Source organism: Pseudomonas sp. F007 (assembly GCF_057814275.1).
Window position 1 is genome coordinate 351,767 of sequence record NZ_JBVATA010000003.1, and the last position, 16,126, is coordinate 367,892.

Annotated in this window: 9 protein-coding genes and 1 pseudogene; 5 read left to right on the forward strand and 5 right to left on the reverse strand. The window is 61.9% G+C overall.

What is annotated here, in order from left to right:
- Nucleotides 1-2: 2 nt before the first annotated feature.
- The 3 genes from selO to ACZYR5_RS09100 are packed head-to-tail and all read right to left on the reverse strand — an operon-like array spanning nt 3 to nt 6,641.
- The gene (gene selO, locus ACZYR5_RS09090; protein ID WP_489089315.1) at nt 3-1,466 is read right to left on the reverse strand and encodes a protein adenylyltransferase SelO; all 1,464 of its coding nucleotides are present in this window, start codon (nt 1,464-1,466) and stop codon (nt 3-5) included.
- Between the two features lie 48 nt (nt 1,467-1,514).
- Entirely contained in the window at nt 1,515-4,865 is a 3,351-nt protein-coding gene (gene mscK, locus ACZYR5_RS09095) for a mechanosensitive channel MscK (RefSeq protein ID WP_489089316.1), read from the reverse strand.
- Between the two features lie 33 nt (nt 4,866-4,898).
- Nucleotides 4,899-6,641, reverse strand: a complete 1,743-nt coding sequence (locus ACZYR5_RS09100; RefSeq protein WP_489089317.1) for a potassium/proton antiporter — start codon at nt 6,639-6,641, stop codon at nt 4,899-4,901.
- 320 nt (nt 6,642-6,961) lie between these two features.
- On the opposite strand from ACZYR5_RS09100, the gene ACZYR5_RS09105 reads away from it, so the two are divergent.
- From ACZYR5_RS09105 to ACZYR5_RS09120, 4 genes and pseudogenes are all read left to right on the forward strand, one after another.
- On the forward strand, nt 6,962-7,192 hold the full coding sequence (locus ACZYR5_RS09105; RefSeq protein WP_489089318.1) for a hypothetical protein: 231 nt from the start codon (nt 6,962-6,964) through the stop codon (nt 7,190-7,192).
- Complete coding sequence (locus ACZYR5_RS09110; protein WP_489089319.1) at nt 7,189-7,491, forward strand: cell division protein ZapA; 303 nt, start codon at nt 7,189-7,191, stop codon at nt 7,489-7,491. The genes ACZYR5_RS09105 and ACZYR5_RS09110 overlap by 4 nt, the downstream gene beginning before the upstream one ends.
- A gap of 262 nt (nt 7,492-7,753) precedes the next feature.
- Nucleotides 7,754-8,665 (forward strand): annotated as a pseudogene (locus tag ACZYR5_RS09115) (HAMP domain-containing protein); the annotation flags it as partial.
- A gap of 132 nt (nt 8,666-8,797) precedes the next feature.
- Complete coding sequence (locus ACZYR5_RS09120; protein WP_489089530.1) at nt 8,798-9,529, forward strand: methyl-accepting chemotaxis protein; 732 nt, start codon at nt 8,798-8,800, stop codon at nt 9,527-9,529.
- Nucleotides 9,530-9,631: 102 nt separating this feature from the next.
- Here the strand turns inward: ACZYR5_RS09120 and ACZYR5_RS09125 are convergent, their stop codons facing one another.
- The gene (locus tag ACZYR5_RS09125; RefSeq protein ID WP_489089320.1) at nt 9,632-11,434 is read right to left on the reverse strand and encodes an acyl-CoA dehydrogenase; all 1,803 of its coding nucleotides are present in this window, start codon (nt 11,432-11,434) and stop codon (nt 9,632-9,634) included.
- 80 nt (nt 11,435-11,514) lie between these two features.
- Here ACZYR5_RS09125 and ACZYR5_RS09130 point away from each other — a divergent pair, with 80 nt between their 5' ends.
- The gene (locus ACZYR5_RS09130) at nt 11,515-11,835 is read left to right on the forward strand and encodes a hypothetical protein (protein ID WP_489089321.1); all 321 of its coding nucleotides are present in this window, start codon (nt 11,515-11,517) and stop codon (nt 11,833-11,835) included.
- A 141-nt stretch (nt 11,836-11,976) separates the two neighbouring features.
- Here ACZYR5_RS09130 and putA read toward each other — a convergent pair whose 3' ends face one another.
- Complete coding sequence (putA, locus tag ACZYR5_RS09135) at nt 11,977-15,930, reverse strand: trifunctional transcriptional regulator/proline dehydrogenase/L-glutamate gamma-semialdehyde dehydrogenase (protein WP_489089322.1); 3,954 nt, start codon at nt 15,928-15,930, stop codon at nt 11,977-11,979.
- Nucleotides 15,931-16,126: the final 196 nt, after the last annotated feature.

Here is a 16,126-nt window from a genome sequence, read left to right on the forward strand (position 1 = left end):
TTTTACGACGAACAGCTGATTTCCAGGTGCTTGCCCCATTCCGGTGGCCGTTCCGCGAAGTGGGCCATGCCGGGTTGTTCGTTGAACGGATCGCTCAACACCTCGTGCAGGCGCCGGACTACCGAGTAATCGCCGGCCTCGGCTGCGTCGATGGCCTCCTGCGCAAGGTAGTTGCGCAAGATGTACAGCGGGTTGACCGCGTGCATGCGCCGGCGACGTTCGTTCTGGTCATCGTCGGCGTCACGGGCCACGCGGGCGCAGTAGCGTTCGGCCCAGGCATCGAAACCCTTGATATCGACAAAGTCATCCCGCAGGCGAGCAACCGCCAACTCGGCGCTTTCCTCGCCGAGGCGGCGCAAGAACAGGCTGTAGTCGACGGCGCTGCCCTGCATCAGCTGCAGCAGTTGCTCGACCAGCGCCTGATCGTTTTCTTCGCCGGTGGTCAGGCCCAGGCGGCGGCGCATCAGGTCCAGGTAGTGGGCCTGGAACAGTGGCAGATACAGGGCGAGGGTTTCGCGCAGCGCTTCGACGCTGATGAACGGGGTCAGTGCTTGCGCCAGGGCGCTGAGGTTCCACTGGCCGATCGGCACCTGGTTGCTGAACGAGTAGCGACCCTGGTCATCGGAGTGGTTGCAGATGAAGTTGGCGTCGAAGTCGTCGAGAAAAGCGAACGGCCCGAAATCGAAGGTGATGCCGAGGATCGACATGTTGTCGGTGTTCATCACCCCATGGCAGAAGCCATAGGCTTGCCATTTGGCGATCAGTTCGGCGTTGCGTTCGACGATTTCGCGGAACATCGCCAGATAAGGCTCCGGTTGTTCCAGGCATTCGGGGAAGTGCATGGCCAACACGTGCTCACCGAGGGCCTTCTGCTGCTCGGGGCGCTTGGTGTAGTAGAAATACTCAAAATGACCGAAACGGACGTGGCTGGGTGCCAGGCGCAGGACCATGGCCGCTCTTTCCTGCTTCTCGCGCCACACCGGGGTGTTCGAGCCGATCACGCACAGCGCGCGGGAGCTTGGAATGCCCAATGCCTGCAGGGCTTCAGAGGCGAGAAATTCGCGGATCGACGAACGCAATACGGCCCGGCCATCACCCATGCGCGAGTAGGGCGTCTGCCCGGCACCCTTGAGGTGCAAGTCCCAGTGTTCCCCCGCCTGGTTATACACCTCGCCGAGCAGCAGCCCGCGTCCATCACCCAGTTGCGGGTTGTAGGAGCCGAACTGATGCCCGGAGTACACCATCGCCCGTGGCTCGGCCTCGGCCCATAGCTTGTGGCCGCCGAACAGTTCGGCAAATACCGGGCTCTCGGCCACGGCCGGGTCGAGGTCGAGCAGCGCCATGGCGGCAGGGCTGGCTACCACCAGTCGTGGTTCGCTGATGGGCTCGGGCAGGACGTGGGTTGAGAACGCGTCGCCCAGGCGGGCGAAGCGGTTGTCGAAGGTCAGTTCGTCGAGGGCTTTCAACGGCCATCTCCAGCAGAATGTCCGAGCATTCTGCTGGGGATTGCGCTGTTAGTCGAGTTTGGGCGCGGGCGGCTGTTGCTCGGCGGGCAGGTCCTTGGCCGGAACGATGGTTTTTGCCTCTGGCTCGATCGGCACCATTTTGTATTCCTGGCCGTGCAGGTTCTTCAAGTAGACCTCCATCTGCCGGAACGAAATGTTGATGTGCTGCTTCTTGAACTCGCGATTGATGAAACGGTTGATCTCGTCGAGCACCGGGTTGCGGTCGCCGAGGTCGCGCACATGCACGCGCAGTTCGTGGTCCAGGGTGCTTTCGCCGAAGTTCAGGAAGTACACGTGGGGCTCGGGCTCTTTCAGCACGCGCGGGTTCTCGCGAGCAGCCTTGAGCAGCAGTTCCTTGACCAGGTCGAGGTCCGAGCCGTAGTCCACACCGAGTTTCAGGGTCACCCGGGTGACGGTGTCGGTCAGCGACCAGTTGATCAGTTGCCCGGTGATGAACGTCTTGTTCGGGACGATGATGTCCTTGCGGTCGAAGTCGGTGATGGTGGTGGCGCGGATGCGGATCTTGCTCACCGTGCCCGACAGGTTGCCGATGGTGATGGTGTCGCCGATCCGCACCGGGCGTTCGAACAGGATCATGATCCCGGAGATGAAGTTGGCGAAGATTTCCTGCATGCCGAAACCCAGGCCGACCGACAGCGCTGCCACCAGCCATTGCAGCTTGTCCCAGCTGACGCCGAGGGTGGACAGGGTCGAGACAAAGCCGACGCCGGCGATCACGTAGGTCAGCAGGGTGGTCGTGGCGTAGGCGCTGCCCTGGGCCAGGTCGAGCTTGGACAGCACCAGCACCTCCAGCAGGCCGGGCAGGTTGCGCGCCAGGGCCAGGGTGATGCCGATGATGATCAACGCGCCGAGCATGTCGCCGATACTGATCGGCACCATGCTCATGTTGGCGCCGGTGCCGCTGGTGTATTCGTACAGGGTGACGTTATCGAGGTACGAGAACACGGTGATCAGGTCGGCCCAGACCCAGTACAGCGCGGCGATGAAGCCACCCAGCAAGGCCAGGCGGATCAGACGCAGGGATTGCTCGTTGACCTTTTCGATGTCCAGGGTCGGCTCTTCGACCACCGCTTCGCCGTCGCCGGCTTCCTTGGCCGCCAGGCGCTTGGTCAGTGCCCGTTGGTAGGCCAGGCGCCGTGCGGCAACGGCCAGGCCGCGGACGAAAGTGGCCTCGATCACCAGCCAGAACATCAGCAGGTACAGGGTGTTGATCAGCCGGTCGCTGAGCTTCAGCGCGGTGTAGAAGTAGCCGAAGCACACGGCGATGAACAGGGCCACGGGCAGGGCGGTGAACAATACCCCCACCGCCTTGCGAAACAGCGAGGCATTGTTGTGGGTCGGGCTGTTGAGCAGCAGGCGGCTGAGCAGCCAGGCCATCAGCGCATAACAGGTCAGGACCACGGCGATGCCTAGCACGTCGTCGGCCAGCGCCGCCGGTTGCAACTCGGCCACCGAGACCACCGACACCAGGGCGAACACCACGATGCCCAGGCGGCGGATCCAGCGCCGCAGGAATTCGACCTGCGCGCGCTCCCAGCGGAAGTGCAATTCGGCCACGCCGCCGGGCGCGAGAATTCGGTAGGCGGTGTAGAACACCAGCCAGGCCTGGGAGATTTGCAGCAGGGCGGCGCCGAGGTTGGCGTTCTGGCCACGGGCGTCGAACTGCAAGGCATAGCCGCACAACGCCAGCGCCAGGGCGACCGGCATCGCCAGCAGCACGTTGATCAGGATCGCCTGCGGGGTGTGCCACTGGCTGTCGCGCTTGAAGTGCCCGATATCCTGGTGAACCTTGTTCAGCCGTGCATACAGGTACTTGCGGCGCCACAGCAGGAAGCCGATCAGCAGTGCCAGCGGAGTAAACAGCAACGGACGCTGGATCAGGCCATCACTGAGTTCGCTGAGGCTGGAGATCCACGGCAGGGTGTCGATCTGTTTTTCCAGGCGCGACGGCACGCCGCGCATCCATTCCGGATCCAGCGGCTTGTTGCTGGGAATCCAGAACATCTGCTCATCCAGCGTCGCGCGCAGATTCGACGCGGTGGTGAGCAGTTGCTTCTGGTTCAGTTGCAGGGTGATGGATTCGTTGAGCAATGCGCTCAACTCGCGGTTCAGCCGCTCCAGCAGATCGGCGCGGGTGAACGCCAGTTCCAGCAGGTTCTTGCGCAATTGCGGGGTGACCTGGTCGGCCGGCTGCGAGGCCAGCAGGTTATCCACATAGGCGGTGGGATTGCTGATCAGCTCGCGCTGTTGATTGACTTCGAACTGATACAGGCGGATGTCGGCAATCTGATCGGCGAGGTCGCGGTCGACCCGCAGACGCGGCAGGGCCTGCTTCTGTTTATAGAGAATTTTCGACAGCAACAGGCTGCCCTTGAGCACGCTGATCTGCTCGTCCAGGGCCGCATCGCTCTGGGTCACGATGTCGAGTTGCTGCTTGGTCTGCAGGTTCTGCTGGGTCAGCTCGTTGAGGCGATCGGTGCTCTTGAGCAGGTAATCGGACAGCTTCAGGTTGGCGGCGCTTTCGGTGGCCAGCAAACTGCTGCCGCCGGACTTCTGCGCTTCGATCGACTGCTGAGTGACCGTCTCCTGGGATTGCGCCAGGCGTTTCTGGTTGATCAGGTTCTGCAGCTCCTGGATTTCCTGCTCCATGCGCGCGGTGCGCTCGATCAGCAGGTCATGCTGGCTGTTGCCCAGGTCTTGCAGTTGGCTGTTGCCGGCCAGTTCCTGGCGGCGTAACGGGATCAGCGCATTGAGCGCGGCGAGTTCGGCATTGAGCTGGTCGCGCTGTTCGGCGGACAGCGTCTTGCCGCCATCCTTGCCGGCCTTGAGGATGTTGTTGATCTGCAGGATGCGCGACTGGCTGCTGGCAATTTCCGCCTGGGCTCGCTCGGGCCGGGTTTGCGCGGTGATGATCAGGCTGTTGGCGTCGGCCAGGGCTTTTTGCAGGTCACTTTGCTGAGTGCTGCGATCGGTGAGCATCTGCTCCAGTTGCGGCACCGTCAGGTTGGCGTAGCGCTGGGCCACCGGCACCACTTTGGTCGCGGTGAGGCGCTCCAGCTCGCGCTGATTCTCGAGGTTCTGCTTGGGGGCAGTGCTCAGCTGTTGCTTGAGGTCGCTCAGGCGTTTTTCATAATCGCTCTTGTTCGACAGCTGGGTCAGGGTCTGCTGCAGCACGGTCTGCAGGGCTTTCTGGTCAGCCTCGGGCAGTTTGCGCGCGGCAATGTTGTCCAGGCTCTTCTGGACGCTTTCGGCGGACGGTGGTTCGGCCGCTTGCAGGGTGCCAACGGAGAGACTCAGCCCCAGCAGGGCTATCGCTAGAAATGTACGCAGGGTTGGCATAGTGACCGATCAAAAGCAGGGCGAAAAAAGAGTTTAGAGGAACAACCCGGGGCCGGGGCGACTTCCTTCGGGGAATCTGACGCCCACTTTGGCAATCTTGTTCCCCTCCATGACCGCCACTGTCCAGATGGTGTTGTTCCATTCCACCTGGTCACCGACCACCGGGGCACCACCGACTTTCTGGGTGATGAAGCGGCCCAGCGGCATGTCCGGATCGACCCCTTCGAGCTGCAGTCCGTACAGCGCGGAAACCGCGCCCAGCTGGGCGTCGCCTTCGAGCACGAAGTCGCCGAAGAAGCGCAGATCGAGGCCTCGTTGGGGGGCCTGGCTGAAGAGTTTTCCGAGGGCCGCGAGGTTGTGTTCATGGCCGATGACGCAGAGCAGATCGTCGGCTTCAAGCACCGTACTACCCGACGGATGGAGCAATTGCTGGCCGCGAAACAGGGCCGCGATGCGTGTGCCTTCGGGCATTTTCAGCTCGCGCAGTGCCGCACCGATGCACCATTTTTCAGCACCGAGGCGATACACGAACAGCTCCCATTCGCTGGTCACGTGAACTTCCAGGGCCGCACGGGAAATCGGTGCAGGTTCGGGTGGAACCGTCACCTTCAACAGCTTGGCGACCCACGGCAGGCTGGTGCCCTGGACCAGCAACGACACCAGCACGATAAAGAATGCCAGGTTGAAATACAGCTGGGCGTTGGGCAGCCCGGCCATCAGCGGGAACACCGCCAGAATGATCGGTACCGCGCCGCGCAGGCCGACCCACGAAATGAACACCTTTTCCCGGCCATGGAAGGCTTTGAACGGCAGCAGGCCGACGATCACCGAGAGTGGGCGGGCGAACAGGATCATCCACAGCGCCAGGCCAAGGGCGGGCACGGCGATGGGCAGCAGGTCGTGGGGGGTGACCAGCAGGCCGAGGACCAGGAACATGCCGATCTGTGCCAGCCATGCCATGCCGTCGAGCATGTGCAAAATGCCGTGGCGGCTGCGCACCGGGCGGTTGCCGATTACCAAACCGCACAGGTACACCGCGAGGAAGCCGCTACCGTGCAGGGCGTTGGTCAGGGCGAAGACCACCAGGCCGCCGGCGATCACCAGGATCGGATACAGGCCGGTGGCCAGGTTGATCCGGTTGACCATCTGCAGCATCAGCCAGCCGCCGCCCAGGCCGATCAGCCCGCCGATGCCGAATTCGCGCAGCAGGTGGGTCAGCAGGCTCCAGTGCAGGCCGGTCTGGCCGCTGGCGAGCATGTCGATCAGGGTGACGGTAAGGAACACCGCCATCGGGTCGTTGCTGCCGGACTCGATTTCCAGGCTGGCGGTGACTCGCTCGTTCAGGCCCTTGCCACCGAGCAACGAGAACACCGCCGCGGCATCGGTCGAGCCGACAATCGCGCCGATCAACAGGCCCTGGATCAGGTTCAGGTCGAACAACCAGGCAGCTGCCATGCCGGTCAAACCGGTGGTGATCAATACGCCGACCGTGGCCAGCGATAACGCCGGCCACAGCGCCACGCGAAAGCTCGACACCCTCGTGCGCAACCCGCCGTCGAGCAGGATCACGGCCAGGGCCAGGTTGCCGACCAGGTACGCGGTGGGGTAGTTGTTGAAGATGATGCCGCCGCCATCGACACCGGCGGCCATGCCCACGGCCAGGATGATCACCAGGATCGGGATCCCCAGGCGCGAGGAAAGTGAACTCACCAGAATGCTCGCACCTACCAGCAACGCGCCGATCAAGAACAGGCTGTTGATGGTCGTCGCATTCAAAGGCAGTACTCCGCAAAGCAGGGAAAGACAGGCGCAAACTGCTCATGCAGCGTGCGTGCCAGCGATTCTAACCTGTTGAAATGTGATGCTGTCAAAAAGCTTTTGCCGAGTAAAAACTCAACCCGCCAGCATCCCCGCAGAATGAATGTCATGCCTGGTGATATGACGAAGGGTGGGAACCAGAAGGGGCATTCACAGTCTTTAAAACTCGCGAGAAAGTCCCTGTCAGACAATTCCAGGCTCCACGCCTGAATAACCCTGGCGCCTGTGGTGACTTTTCTTTATCTTACGCGCCCTTTGAAAATGCCCGGAAAATCAAAATGTTGGAAACAACCCTCAGCCAATTGGAACAACTGGTCAGCGAACTGGTGCAACAGAACCAGGAACTGCTCGGCCAAAACACTGCCCTGAGTGCCGAACTGGCCCAGGCCAAGGATGAAAACGAAAGCCTGCAACTGAGCCTGATGGAACAGGAAGAAAAGCAAGGCGCGACCGTTGCGCGCATTCAAGCCCTGGTTGAGCGCGTGAGCTCGGGTCCTGTCAGCGCATGAGCCACGGTGTCGATGGGGTGAAAGTCGTCTCGATTCTCGGGGAGGACTATTCGATCAAGGCGCCGGCCGGGGAAGAGCAGACCCTGCTGGACGCGGCGCTGATGTTGAAAGCGGCGCTGGCCGAGACCAAGAAGCGCTACCCGACCCTGATCGGCGACAAACTGCTGGTGCTGGCAGCGATGAACCTGTGCTCCAAGCAGCTGGAAATGCAAAAGCGCCACCAGCAGGAACTCGACCGTTATCAAGAGCAAGTCAGCGCCACGGTTGAGGTGATTGCCAAGACGATCAGCCAGGGTTGATCACAGTGAGCACATCCAAAGAGTAAATTGTCGAACTGGTTGTATACAATCGGCATGGCAGTTGCAGTGTGTTTCGCCTCTTACTCTTTGGGGGTGCTTCATGCAGTTCTGGCGACGCAGTATTCAATGGCAGTTGATCCTGAGTATGGGCACTGCCCTGCTCGTCAGTGTGCTGATCGTGGTTGGCATTTATACCCTCGTGGTCAACCGCCTTGCGCAGAACTATCTGGTCGAGCAGGCGCTGCCGTCGAGCATCGAGGCGATGCGCAACGACATCGAGCGTATCCTCGGCCAACCCCTGACCGCCGCCAGGGATATTGCCAGCAACAGCATGCTGCGCGACTGGCTGGCCGCAGGTGAAGACAGCGCGCAAATTCCCGCCTACACGCAGTATCTGGAAGGTATCCGCGCCGAACACAAGGCGTTCACCGCGCTGATCATCGGCGGTGCTTCCCATCACTACATCACTGAAAAAGGCCTGGATCGCACCCTCAGCCGCGCCAAGCCCAGCGATGCCTGGTACTTTTCGTTCCTGGACAGCGATCAGTCGCGCACCCTCAACATCGACAATGACACCGCCACCGGAGAATTGGCGCTGTTCATCGATATCAAGGTCGAGCAGGCCGGCAAGGTGGTGGGTGTTGCCGGGCTGGGCCTGAGCGTGAAGGAGTTATCCGAGCTGATTCACAACTTCAGCTTTGGCGAGCGCGGCAAGGTCTATCTCGTGCGTTCCGACGGGCTGATCCAGGTCCATCCCGGGGCGCAATTGAGCGGCAAACGCACCTTGACCGAGCAGATCGGCGAGTCGGCGGCGCAGGCCATCATCGGTCAAAAAACCGCCACCAGTCGCACCTTTGCCCGCGACGGTGAGGATTATCTGGCGCTAAGCATGCCGCTGCGAGGGCTGGGGTGGAGTCTGGTGGCCGAAGTGCCGCAGTCGCAAATCTATGCCGAAGCCCGACGTGCCATGTGGATGAGCAGCGGTATTGGCCTGGCGGTGGCGCTGATGTGCCTGTTGCTGGTGGTGCTGCTGGCCCGTGGCCCGGTGCGGCCGATTCGTCAGGTAACAACTGCGCTGGTGGCTATCGGTAGCGGTGGTGGCGATTTGACCCATCGGCTCGATGCCAGTCGTGCCGATGAGCTGGGTGACCTGGCGCGTGGCTTCAATCGGTTCCTCGACAGTCAGCGCGAGATGATCGGCGAAGTGCTGGCCACCAGCGAGCGCTTGCGGGTGGCGGTCGGCCAGGTGGCGACTGTCGTGGAGAACACCGCCGAGCGTTCCGGACGCCAGCAGGAAATGACCGACATGGTCGCCACCGCTGTCCACGAAATGGGTCTGACGGTGCAGGAAATTGCGCAAAACGCCGGAAACGCAGCTGTCGCGTCGCAAAGTGCGCGAGATGAAGCGATGCAGGCGCGGGAAGTGGTCGGTGGTTCGATTCGCCATATAGAAAGCATGTCCGACGAAATTGGCGTCGCTGCCAGCGCCGTAGGTGAGTTGGCGGACCAGGTGGCGTCGATCGATCAGGTATTGGCGGTGATCCGCGGGATTTCCGAGCAGACCAACCTGCTGGCGCTCAACGCAGCGATTGAGGCGGCGCGGGCCGGTGACATGGGGCGCGGATTTGCCGTGGTCGCCGACGAGGTACGCACGTTGGCGCGGCGCACGCAGTCGTCCACCGATGAGATTCAGCAGATGATCGGCAGCCTCAAGCAGGGGGCGCAGAACGCCGTGTCATCCATGCACAGCGGGCAGGCGGCAACGGGTACTGGTGTTGAATCGAGCCAGCGCACCGGCGCCTCGTTGACCGCCATTACCGGGCAGGTCGAGCGCATCAGCGACATGAATCACCAGGTTGCAACCGCGACCGAAGAGCAGTCGGCGGTGACCGAGGAAATCAACCGCAACGTGCAGGGCATTTCCGACCTGGCGCGGGCGACGGCGGGGGAGGTGCGGGCGTGCCGTGAGGATTGCCAGACGTTGCAGCGGCTGGCGGATGATCTGGCGCGGCAGATGGGTGGGTTCAAGCTGGGCTGACGTGTTGATGCATCGCGAGCAGGCTCGATCCTACAGGTTTCATGCAGCCTGTAGGAGCGAGCCTGCTCGCGATTGGATTTCAGCTAGACCAGGGTTCCGGGATCAGAACCACTCATCCTGCATCCCCAGGCACACATCATCCCGCGCTTCCAGAATCGCCAACTCATGGTGACAGCCCGGCACTTCCCAGGTCAGGAAGTACCGCGCCGCCTGCAGCTTGCCTTTATAGAAAGCCACATCCGCCGCGTTGCCCTTGAGCAACCCTTCCTCGGCCCGAACCGCCTGTTCCAGCCAGCGCCAGCCAATCACCGTATGGCCGAACACTTTCAGGTACAACGCCGAATTCGCCAGGCTGCTGTTGACCTTGCCCTGGCCGAGATCGGTCAGCAGGCCGATGGTCACGGTTTGCAGGCGCGCCACCAGTGTTTCCAGTGGTTCGCGCAGTGCGTCCAGAGACTCGTGCGCCTGAGCGCGCGCGCCGGTGGTGGCGATCAGGCGGATCAGTTGTTTCAAGCCGGCACCACCGTTCTGCGCCAGTTTGCGTCCCAGCAGGTCCAGCGACTGAATGCCGTGGGTGCCTTCGTGGATCGGGTTCAGGCGGTTGTCGCGGTAGTACTGCTCCACCGGATACTCGCGGGTGTAGCCGTGGCCGCCGAGGATCTGGATCGCCAGTTCGTTGGCCTTCAGGCAAAACTCCGACGGCCAGGATTTGACGATCGGGGTCAGCAGGTCGAGCAGTTCGTGGGCCTGTTTGCGTTCGGCTTCGGTCTCAAGGGTGGTGGTGTCATCGAACAGCCGGGCCGCGTACAAGCCGAGGTCGAAGGCGCCTTCCACGTAGGCTTTCTGGGTCAGCAGCATGCGCTTGACGTCGGCGTGCTGGACGATCGACACCGGCGCGGTGGTCGGATCCTTGCTGTCCGGCAGGCGGCCCTGCGGGCGTTCGCGGGCGTATTCCAGCGAATAGAGATAGCCGGCGTAGCCAAGCATCACCGCACCCATACCGACGCCGATCCGTGCTTCGTTCATCATCTGGAACATGCAACTCAAGCCCTGGTGCGGTTTGCCCACCAGATAGCCGACGCAGTTCCCGTTGTCGCCGAAATTCAGCGCGGTAGAAGTCGTCCCGCGCCAACCCATCTTGTGGAACAGCCCGGCCAGTAGCACGTCGTTGCGCTGGCCCAGGCTGCCGTCGTCGTTGACCAGGAATTTGGGCACGATAAACAACGAAATGCCCTTCACCCCGGGCGGCGCGTCCGGCAGCTTGGCGAGGACCATATGCACGATGTTTTCCGACAGCGGATGGTCGCCACCGGAGATGAAGATCTTGTTGCCCTTGATCCGATAACTGCCGTCGGCGGCCGGTTCGGCGCGGGTACGAATGTCCGACAACGACGAGCCGGCATGAGGTTCGGTGAGGGCCATGGTGCCGAAGAAACGGCCGTCGATCATCGGCTGCAGGAAGCGCTCTTTCTGCTCGTCGGTGCCGAAGCTTTCGATCAGGTTGGCCGCGCCCATGGTCAGGAACGGGTAGGAAGTCGACGCCGCGTTGGCCGACTGGAAGTGGGCGAAACAGGCTTGCGACAGCAAGGTCGGCAACTGCATGCCACCGGCCTCGAAACTGCGCGCGGCATTGAGGAAGCCGGCTTCGAGAAACGCATCGACGGCAGGTTTGACTTCCGGGATCAGGATCGCCTGGCCGTCTTCGTAGCGCGGCTCGTTTTCGTCACCCTTGCGGTTGTGCGGGGCAAAGAATTTTTCGGCGATGGTCCGAGCGGTGCCAATGGCGGCATCGAAAGTCTCGCGGCTGTGCTCGGCGAACCGCTCACGCTGGGTCAGGCCCTCGGCATCGAGGACTTCATACAGCTCGAAAGCCAGATTGCGGGAACTGAGCAGCGTCTCGGACATGGCGGCTTACCTTTGTGGGATTGAGCCGGAGTCTAAGTGGCGGCGCTGGAGGTTGAAAGGAAGATAGATGTGAGTGATGGATGAACAAAGCAGCGGGGAGATATTCGGTCGCGGAAAATCACCGTTTGGAAGCGGGCTCCAGCGAAGGACTGGAGCCCGCTCATGCACGCTTATTCCAGTGTTGTTATGTGGATGAAACTGCCATCAGCTTTCATCTCCCACTCTTGATTTATGATTTTGAGCGGTTGTCCACCCTGGGTGTAAACCGTTTGGCCAATTTTGGAGTACAACTGGAAATCTCTGGCAGGGAGGGAAATGACGCTTTTGACTATTTCAGCCTTTCCTTTTTTGGAGCCATGTGTGGTGTCCATTCTGAGTCTCCGATAGTTGATGTTACCTAAAGGACTACAAAACAACCGTCTAGGTTGGGTCATGCTAGCGCGGTAGGGAAAGTTCACATACCTATCAGAAGTGATAGGTATGAAGAGAGTAGGAGGTGGCGTAGGCTGGGCGTGCGTTGCACACGCCCAGCTGAGTTATTGTTAACCGATCGTCATCAAGCTCGCATTGCCACCCGCCGCAGCGGTGTTAACGCTCAACGCACGCTCGATCACCAGGCGCTCCAACGCAATGTTGGTCTCACCCTGCGACAAGCCCTGGACGCCGACAATCGCGCCGGCGCGCTTGGCCACTTGCTGGCACACCGCTTGCAACTGGTCGGAATGGCCGTGATGCAGCACCGCATCAAACACCACTTCGTCCTTGTTCCAGTCGGAAACCAGCTTGATGCGTGCCTGAATATCCTTCGGCAAGCGTGCGAACAGCTTCTTGCTCAGTTCGGTTTCCGGCCAGACAGCCGAACCACCTACAGCCAATACCGCGGCCAGTTGGGTCAACAGGTCGGCTTCGACTTCCGCCAGGCACAGCACGTGTTCGCGGGGCAGGATCGCGTAGCTGTTGCGCTCGCCGGTCGGGCCGGCCAGGGTGCGAGTGATGCCGCTTTGCGATTGCTTGGCGAACTGTGCACACAGGGCGCCCAGGTCATTGAGCTTGTTGCTTTCAGCCCAGGCTTTCAGGGCCGTCAGTGGCTTGCTCATGGCGTCACGCAGACGGGTATCCGGTGCAGTCTGGGCGTCGGCGCGGGCGAAGGATTGCTCGATCGCGTCGCTTGGACGGGTCGACAGCAGGCGGTACAGGTACAGCGGGCCACCGGCTTTCGGGCCGGTACCCGACAGGCCTTCGCCGCCGAATGGCTGGACGCCGACCACGGCACCGACGATGTTGCGGTTGACGTAGACGTTACCGGCGTTGACGGTGTCGATCACCTTGGCGATGGTCTCGTCGATGCGGGTGTGCACGCCCAGGGTCAGGCCGTAGCCGGACGCATTGATCTGCGCGATCAACTGGTCGATGTCCTTGCGCTTGTAGCGAACCACGTGCAGCACCGGACCGAAGATCTCGCGTTGCAGCTCATCGAAGCTTTCCAGTTCGATCAGGGTCGGCATGACGAAGGTGCCGCGCTTGATTTCCTCGCCGTCGGCGATCGCCACCTGGTACACGCTGCGGCCTTTGTCGCGCATGCCCTGGATGTGCTTCTCGATGCCCGCCTTGGCTTCGGCGTCGATCACCGGGCCGATGTCCACGTTCAGGCGCTCCGGGTTGCCGAGGCGCGATTCGGCCATGGCGCCCTTGAGCATTTCGATCACACGATCAGCCGAATCTTCCTGCAGGCACAGTACGCGCAGGGCCGAGCAACGCTGGCCGGCACTGTCGAAGGCCGAGGACACCACGTCGATGACGACTTGTTCGGTCAGTGCCGAAGAGTCGACGATCATCGCGTTCTGGCCGCCCGTTTCGGCGATCAGCGGGATTGGGCGACCCTGGGAGTCCAGGCGCCCGGCGATGTTGCGTTGCAGCAGGCGCGCCACTTCGGTGGAACCGGTGAACATTACGCCCTTGACCCGATCGTCGCCGACCAGGCCGGCACCGACGGTTTCGCCACGGCCCGGCAGCAGTTGCAGGACGCCTTCGGGAATCCCGGCTTCGAGCATCAGGCGCACGGCCTGGGCCGCCACCAGCGGGGTTTGCTCCGCCGGTTTGGCCAGTACCGGGTTACCGGCAGCCAAAGCAGCCGCCACTTGACCGCTGAAGATTGCCAGCGGGAAGTTCCACGGGCTGATGCACACCACTGGGCCCAGTGGGCGGTGGGCGTCGTTGCTGAAATCGTTGCGTGCCTGCACGGCGTAGTAGCGCAGGAAGTCCACGGCTTCGCGCACTTCGGCGATGGCGTTGGCGAAGGTCTTGCCGGCTTCACGGGCGAGCAGGCCCATCAGCGGCTGGATATCGGCTTCCATCAGGTCGGCAGCGCGTTCCAGGATCGCGGCGCGCTCGGCCGGCGGCGTGGCTTGCCAGATTGGTGCGGCGTTGAGGGCGCACTGGATCGCATTGTCGACGTCTTCGACCGTGGCTTCCTGGACATGGCCGACCACATCACGCAGGTCCGACGGGTTCAATACCGGGGCCGGGGTTTCGCTGCTGGAGGCGCAACCGAGCATCGGCGCGGCTTTCCAGTTGTTGTGGGCGGTGGCGAGCAGGGCGCAGGACAGCGAAGCCAGGCGATGTTCGTTGGCCATGTCGATGCCGCTGGAGTTGGCGCGCTCGGAACCGTACAGGTCACGCGGCAACGGGATGCGCGGGTGCGGCAGGCCGAAGCCGCCTTCCAGGGTGGCCATTTGCTCGATGCTGGCCACCGGATCGGCTACCAGTTCCTGAATGGAGATCGACTGGTCGGCGATGCGGTTGACGAACGAAGTGTTCGCACCGTTTTCCAGCAGGCGGCGTACCAGGTAAGCCAGCAGGGTTTCGTGGGTGCCGACCGGTGCGTACACGCGGCACGGACGGTTCAGCTTGCCCTCGGAAACCTTGCCTACAACTTGTTCGTACAGAGGTTCGCCCATGCCGTGCAGGCACTGGAACTCGTACTGGCCCGGGTAGTAGTTCTGACCGGCGATATGGTAGATAGCCGACAGGGTGTGGGCGTTGTGCGTGGCGAACTGCGGGTAGATGACTTCTGGTACCGACAGCAGTTTGCGTGCGCAGGCGATGTAGGAAACGTCGGTGTACACCTTGCGGGTGTAGACCGGGTAGCCTTCCAGGCCTTCGACCTGGGCGCGCTTGATTTCGCTGTCCCAGTACGCGCCTTTCACCAGGCGGATCATCAGGCGATGACGGCTGCGGCGAGCCAGGTCGATCACGTAGTCGATCACGTACGGGCAACGCTTCTGGTAAGCCTGGATGACGAAGCCGATACCGTTCCAGCCGGTCAGTTGCGGCTCGAAGCACAGGCGCTCGAGCAGATCCAGCGACAGTTCCAGGCGGTCGGCTTCTTCGGCGTCGATGTTCAGGCCGATGTCGTACTGCTTGGCCAGCAGGGTCAGCGACAGCAGGCGTGGGTACAGCTCATCCATCACGCGCTCGTACTGGGCGCGGCTGTAGCGTGGGTGCAGGGCCGACAGCTTGATGGAAATGCCTGGGCCTTCATAAATGCCACGGCCGTGGGAAGCCTTGCCGATCGAGTGGATGGCTTGCTCGTAGGACGCCAGGTACTTCTGCGCGTCATGTTCGGTCAGTGCGGCTTCACCGAGCATGTCGTAGGAATAGCGGAAGCCCTTGCTTTCGAACTTGCTGGCGTTGGCCAGGGCTTCAGCGATGGTTTCGCCGGTGACGAACTGCTCGCCCATCAGGCGCATGGCCATGTCGACACCCTTGCGGATCATCGGCTCGCCGCTCTTGCCGATGATGCGGCTCAGGGACGAAGTCAGGCCGGCTTCGTTATGGGTGGAAACCAGTTTGCCGGTCAGCAGCAGTCCCCAGGTGGCGGCGTTGACGAACAGCGACGGGCTGTTACCCAGGTGCGGCTGCCAGTTGCCGGTGCTGATCTTGTCGCGGATCAGTGCGTCGCGGGTGCCTTTGTCCGGGATGCGCAGCAGCGCTTCGGCCAGGCACATCAGCGCCACGCCTTCCTGGGACGACAGGGAAAACTCCTGCAGCAGGCCCTGGACGATGCCGGCACGGCCACCGGCGCTCTTCTGATTGCGCAGTTTTTCGGCAATCGAGGCAGCCAGCTTGTTGGTGGCTTCGGCCATCGGAGCCGGCAGACGCGCCTGTTCGATCAGCATCGGCACCACTTCGGGTTCCGGGCGACGGTAGGCGGCGGTGATGGAAGCGCGCAGTACCGATTGCGGAAGGATGCTTTCAGCGAACTCGAGGAAGCACTGGTGCGCGTGGTCGACTTGCACTTCTGCGCTGTCATCGGCATCGACACGGGTCAAACCGTTGAGTTCGGTCAGGGTTGCACCACCCTCGAGTTTTTCCAGGTAATTGAAAATCGCCTGCTTGATCAGCCAGTGTGGCGTGCGATCAATCGAGGTAGCCGCGGCTTTCAGGCGCTCGCGGGTTGGGTCGTCGAGTTTGACCCCAAGGGTGGTGGTAGCCATATTTTTATCCTCATGTTTGCCACGACCGCGTGGCATCAGCTGGCGGCAAGATTAGCCGTGAGCTGAAAGAGGTGCAACCGGGTGCAACCCTTTTTTTGCTGGACGGCTCGGCAGCTCGTCAGGAAATAAATACCGGTCCATCAGACGCGCACGTTGTGAGTGCATTTTCTCGCAGTCGCCTGGCTTTCTTGCTCCG

What these genes read in the sequence shown, in the direction of transcription:
- mscK (WP_489089316.1), bottom strand. Translation starts at nt 4,865, where the DNA reads ATGCCAACCCTGCGTACATTTCTAGCGATAGCCCTGCTGGGGCTGAGT.
- ACZYR5_RS09120 (WP_489089530.1), top strand. Translation starts at nt 8,798, where the DNA reads ATGGTCGCCACCGCTGTCCACGAAATGGGTCTGACGGTGCAGGAAATT.
- putA (WP_489089322.1), bottom strand. Translation starts at nt 15,930, where the DNA reads ATGGCTACCACCACCCTTGGGGTCAAACTCGACGACCCAACCCGCGAG.
- ACZYR5_RS09125 (WP_489089320.1), bottom strand. Translation starts at nt 11,434, where the DNA reads ATGTCCGAGACGCTGCTCAGTTCCCGCAATCTGGCTTTCGAGCTGTAT.
- ACZYR5_RS09110 (WP_489089319.1), top strand. Translation starts at nt 7,189, where the DNA reads ATGAGCCACGGTGTCGATGGGGTGAAAGTCGTCTCGATTCTCGGGGAG.
- ACZYR5_RS09130 (WP_489089321.1), top strand. Translation starts at nt 11,515, where the DNA reads ATGAACAAAGCAGCGGGGAGATATTCGGTCGCGGAAAATCACCGTTTG.
- ACZYR5_RS09105 (WP_489089318.1), top strand. Translation starts at nt 6,962, where the DNA reads ATGTTGGAAACAACCCTCAGCCAATTGGAACAACTGGTCAGCGAACTG.